General features: G+C 41.7%; 3 protein-coding genes and 1 pseudogene. All 4 read right to left on the minus strand.

Annotation, left to right across the window (positions count from 1 at the left end; all coding sequences use genetic code 11):
* A pseudogene (locus tag JZU62_RS07890) lies at window positions 1-180 on the minus strand (diguanylate cyclase); the annotation flags it as partial.
* 3 nt (window positions 181-183) lie between these two features.
* Window positions 184-1,272, minus strand: a complete 1,089-nt coding sequence (locus JZU62_RS07895) for a methyl-accepting chemotaxis protein (protein ID WP_295013581.1) — start codon at window positions 1,270-1,272, stop codon at window positions 184-186.
* A gap of 174 nt (window positions 1,273-1,446) precedes the next feature.
* Complete coding sequence (locus JZU62_RS07900) at window positions 1,447-2,604, minus strand: FAD-binding oxidoreductase (RefSeq protein WP_295013583.1); 1,158 nt, start codon at window positions 2,602-2,604, stop codon at window positions 1,447-1,449.
* On the minus strand, window positions 2,558-3,358 hold an 801-nt coding region (locus JZU62_RS07905), incomplete at its 5' end, for a glycine--tRNA ligase subunit beta (protein ID WP_295013585.1). The genes JZU62_RS07900 and JZU62_RS07905, both read right to left, overlap by 47 nt.

Below are 3,358 nucleotides of genomic sequence, written 5' to 3' on the forward strand. Positions count from 1 at the left end.
ATTATTCTGTAATACTTGATAGCAGATTTTTCCCTCTATCTCACCGAATATATGTTTACATCGATCATTGGCGTACAATATCTCATAGGTTGCTAAGTCAATGACATATACCAATGCTCCGGTATTGTTAACAATAATTTCCATCGGGTCAAAGTGTTCAAGAGGAGGGATATTGCTCATGATTTAACGCTCCGAAGGTAGTTTATCAAGTAAAACAAAAAGTTCTTGGCTGGCAGCTTCCGCTGCTTTGAAATCGTTAATGATTTTAGTTGATTCGGTACATAAACCGCTATTTAGACACTTTACAGCGTCAATAATATGGTGATGAACTTGTGAATGGGGAAGTGACATTGCCTTGTAGCTCGGGGTGTGAGAGAAACGATCTTTTCCAATTCCATTGTCGTACCATTTTCCGAGGCGGCACTCATGATGATCTGAAAAATGGGTTGAGGTATCTTGGTGAATCATCGTTATGTAAGCATTGGTTTTAAAAAGTAGATGGTCAAGTTTTACAAGACCAATAAAGGTGTTATCGAGCATATGATCAATGGAAGCCGTCATTACCTCCCCATCCTCTGCAAACGTTTGGAGGGTTGACTCAAAATTTGAGGTAAGTCTTTCTGATTCATTTGCTATCAGTGTCATAGACTCAGATGATTCTTGGATATTGGAAGATTCTTGTTTGAGAGAGTTGATAGTTATTTCTACCTCTTTGGTCGCTTTTTGAGTACGTTCAGCGAGTTTGCGCACTTCATCCGCAACAACAGCGAAACCACGACCGTGTTCACCTGCACGCGCTGCTTCTATGGCAGCATTGAGGGCAAGAAGATTGGTTTGATCGGCAATATCATTTATGAGCATCATTAGTGCGGATACATCGTTAATCCCACTTGTTAGACGTCGAACACCATCGTTTGATTCACCGATTGAAATCATCAGTTTCTGTAGATTATTGGAAATATCCGAAATACTCTCTCTCGATCCTAAAGATGAATTTTTAGAATGGTCTTGCATTTTATGAAGTAGATCAACGCTTACGGAAAAATCATTTTGGATTATAGGAATATTGTTGGTGCACCCAGAAAAAAGCAAATCGATCAGCGATGCTTTGAGTAAGCCTTCTTTTGCATGATTTTCTTCGGTTAATACACGCTCTTTAAGAGCACTGTTTTCCTCTTCTAAGGCTAATAATGCATTCTTTAATTGAGAATTTTCATGATTCAAAACATCTATCTTTTCATTTAAAGCTTCTATCTTGCTATGACCAAACATCGGTATCTCCTGTGAAATAAAATGAAAATAATATAAAAAAAAAGTCACAGAAAAGTCACGGAAAAGTCACATTTGAATTATTTATTATTCTAAAGTAACGGTAAATAATATTAAATTATAAGATATCGGCTAAAAACGTTGTATTTGAGGGAAAATTATTGATACGTAAATAAATTATTTACGTTTTGCCCATCGTGGGAAAAATCGTGAGGGTGAGAGGATTGGTGCGATAGGTTTTCCTTTAATAATAAACTCGTTCAACTGTTTTGCCAAATATGGGGCAAGAACAAAACCATATCCTCCAGATCCGTTGATCATCGTTACATTCGGATAATAGATATATTCGGATGGATCAATTTTCTCTCCATGCCGGATATGTGGATATTTTTTTAGTGTCTCTTCTGCATTAACTAAACTCCCTAACATTGGGAGATAATCGTTCGACCCTGAACGTAATCCTGTGTAGTCCTTTAAGATATTAATATTATTTAATTTTAATGTTTTTGAGGCTTTGTCGAGGAGTATTTCTCTCCCCTGCTCCACATCATACACCTCTCCTGAAAACGGGGAATAATGGACATCATGAGTAGCACCGATAGCGACGATCCCCTCTTGTGTTATTGGAGATATCGATACATGATGATGTAGGATGCAAGGAATGTGGGTGGACGTTTCTATATCGATTCGATGACCCCAAATACCGCGCAATCCGACATAATCGATTGGGAGAAGTTTCGGGTAGGCTCCGATGGCGAGGATGAGATGTCTAGTATGGAGATCACCAACCTGCCATATATCGTCATTGTGGATCAGCTTTTCGACCTTGAGGGGATAAAAATCGATCCCCTCCGCCATAGCGTTGCATACCCCCTGTGCATCGACGACGGCACCTTCACTAAAATAGATATAGCTATCCTCTGAGGCTTCAGGTGTAAGGAGTGTGTATAACTCATCATCAATCACAGAGTGATGCAAAGAGGTCTCACGTTTGAAATGGTCGAGCTTCTCTGATTCTTGGGGAGAGTTTGCGATATGCAAAAGGGGTTTAGTGAGGGTAAATTGGGGGAAATGGGTTGTGTAGAATTCGAGTGCTTCGGCGTGAGCTTCACCCATAATCTCTTTGAGCTCACCCGCTTTGGAGATTTTCGGTGAGATAAAGGCTCCCGCCGCACCACTACCGCCGGAGGCGATACCGTCTTGATCGATCAAAGCGACGTTGAGACCTGCTTGGGCGAGCGTATAGGCGCTACAACAGCCGTTTATTCCTGCACCGATGATGATGACATCATAGGGTGATATTTTTGATATCGGCAATCGAATAAATCTCAGCATAGATCATTCCGACCAATGCTTTACGGTTGGCACGGACGCTCAAATCTTCGGCATTAACCATAACATTGTCGAAGAAGTTGTCCAATGGAGCTTTAAGAGCGAACAATGCATCTAAACGCTCTTCGAGGGTTTCGTAGCTCACAGAGATAGCAGACGTTGCGGCAGAGTATAGGTTGCGTTCCGCATTGTTTTCAAAGAGTGACTCATTGACGCTGAAACCTTTGTCCATTGCTTCGTCTTTGAGGATGTTGCTAACCCGTTTAAAGGTGGAGAATGCTTCGATAAACGATTCAGAGGATGTAATAGAAGAGACAGCACGTATTTTGCGGTCGATTTCGAGGACATCTAGCTCTACATGAGTCTCTTTGGCAACGATAGATTGGATAATCGATGGATTGACGCCGACATAGGCACCTGCGAGACGTTCGATCACAAATGTTTCTACGTTCTTTTTATACTCTTTGCTTTGCGGATACAATGACGAGAGTTGATCGATTAAGGTAGAGAAATTGAGAGGGATTTGGTGCGCTACGGCAATTTTGATAATTCCATTGACGGCGCGGCGAAGGGCAAACGGATCGCGTGAACCGGTCGGGATCTCACCTATGCTGAACATTCCTATGAGGGTATCAACTTTCATCGACATGGCAACGATGGCACTGAGCATAGTACTCGGCAGTGCACTCTCCTCGCCAGTTGGGAGATACTGCTCTTTAATGGCACGGGCTACTTCGGCTGATTCACCCAGAGCTAA

The sequence above is a fragment of the Sulfuricurvum sp. genome (assembly GCF_019163035.1).
Taxonomy (GTDB): Bacteria; Campylobacterota; Campylobacteria; order Campylobacterales; family Sulfurimonadaceae; genus Sulfuricurvum.

Excerpts from the sequence above, each read along its gene's own strand:
- JZU62_RS07895 (WP_295013581.1), bottom strand. The coding sequence starts at position 1,272 with ATGTTTGGTCATAGCAAGATAGAAGCTTTAAATGAAAAGATAGATGTT.
- JZU62_RS07900 (WP_295013583.1), bottom strand. The coding sequence starts at position 2,604 with ATGCTGAGATTTATTCGATTGCCGATATCAAAAATATCACCCTATGAT.